The following is a 1,681-nucleotide window of genomic DNA, read 5'->3' as shown; positions in this document are numbered from 1 at the left end:
ACCCGTTCTTGCCGTTCGACAGCGAGAAGACCCTGGTGCTGGCCTTCGGCAGCAGGCTGCTCGCCGATGACCCGACTCCGATCCGGGAACTCTGCGCGGCGTTTCCGTCCTCCATCATCATCGGGTGCTCCAGCGCTGGCGAGATCATGGGCGATACGGTGTCCGAAGGCTCGCTGGTGGTGTCGGTGGTGCGGTTCGAGCACACCCGGATCAGCCGCGTCAGCGAGCAAGTGACCGATGCCTGCGAATCGTATGACGTCGGTTTCTCCGTCGCGAAACGGCTCGCTGCCCAGGAGCCCGACCTCCGGGCTGTCTTCGTGGTCTCCGATGGCCTCCGGGTCAACGGCAGTCCGCTGGTGGCGGGCCTGGCCGACGGTGCCGGCTCCGACGTGATCATTGCCGGAGGTCTCGCCGGAGACGGCGACCGCTTTGAACGCACCTGGGTCCTCGTCGACGGCGAGCCGCGCAGCGGCCACGTCAGCGCGGTCGGCTTCGCCGGGCCACACATCCGGGTCACGACTGGTTCACGTGGCGGCTGGGATATCTTCGGGCCCAAACGTCTCGTCACCCGGTCGGAGGGAAACGTCCTGTTCGAGGTGGACGGGCAGCCCGCCCTCGAACTGTACAAAAGATACCTGGGCGAGCGGGCGGCCGGGCTCCCGGCGACCGCGTTGCTGTTCCCTCTCGCCGTCTGGGCTCCCGGTTCACCGGAGCGCAGGCTCGTGCGCACGATCCTCGCCGTCGACGAGAGCGCCCAAAGTATGATCTTCGCAGGTGACGTGCCGACCGGGTCCACCGTCCAGCTCATGCGGGCCAGCCTGGACCGCCTGATCGACGGTGCCTCCGAAGCTGCCGCGCAGGCCGCGACGAACCTGCCGCCCGGGGCGCTTACCGTAGCGGTCAGCTGCGTGGGGAGACGGCTGATTCTCGGCGGGCGTACCGAGGACGAACTCGAGGCCACCCTGTCTGGCCTTCCGCCGCAGAGCCACCTCGTGGGCTTCTACTCGTACGGCGAAATCGCACCGATCGTGACCGGCACCTGCGACCTGCACAACCAGACGATGACGCTCGCGTCGTTCTGGGAGGCCAGCGACGAGGACATTGGCGTCGATGAGTAGCGGCCCTACCCGGCACCGAACCCTTGAGCGACAGCTCCGCCGCCTCGGGCTGGCCCCGGACACGCCACCAGACTCGGCCGGGTGGGCCCGGTTACTGGAACGGGTGAGCGCGTCCTACCACGAGTCGGAGGCCGACCGATACACGCTGGAACGCTCGATCGAGGTCTCGTCTGACGAGATGCGCACACTGCACGACGTGCTGAGCCGCCAGGCCCGCCACGACACGCTCACCGGCCTGCCGAACCGCGCCGCACTCGTCGAGTTGCTCCACGCCGCGCTCGACGAGTGCAGACTGATCGGCAACGAGGTCGCCGTGTTGTTCATCGACCTCGACGGGTTCAAAATGATCAACGACAGTCTCGGCCACCCTGCCGGTGACGAGTTGCTCATCCGCGTCGCCGAACGGATCCGGGCGGCTATCCGCGATCGCGACGTGGTAGCCCGCCTCGGCGGCGACGAGTTCGTCGTGATCCTGCTGGACGTCAGCGGAATCACGACTGCGACCGCCGCCGCCGAACGCATCGTCGATCAACTCGGACGGCCGTTCCGGATCGGCGGCAACA

General features: G+C 67.7%; 2 protein-coding genes. Both read left to right on the top strand.

The genetic code is table 11. The annotated features are described in order from the left end of the window. Positions 1-1,118 (top strand): FIST signal transduction protein (locus DMB66_RS58170; RefSeq protein ID WP_125812513.1); only part of this gene is annotated, 1,118 nt, incomplete at its 5' end. Continuing rightward, positions 1,111-1,681: GGDEF domain-containing protein (locus tag DMB66_RS65715; RefSeq protein ID WP_148112924.1), on the top strand; the 571-nt coding region annotated here is incomplete at its 3' end. The genes DMB66_RS58170 and DMB66_RS65715, both read left to right, overlap by 8 nt.

The organism is Actinoplanes sp. ATCC 53533 (assembly GCF_003947245.1).
The sequence above is the reverse complement of the archived record's forward strand: the minus strand, read 5'-3'. Positions and strand labels throughout refer to the sequence as shown.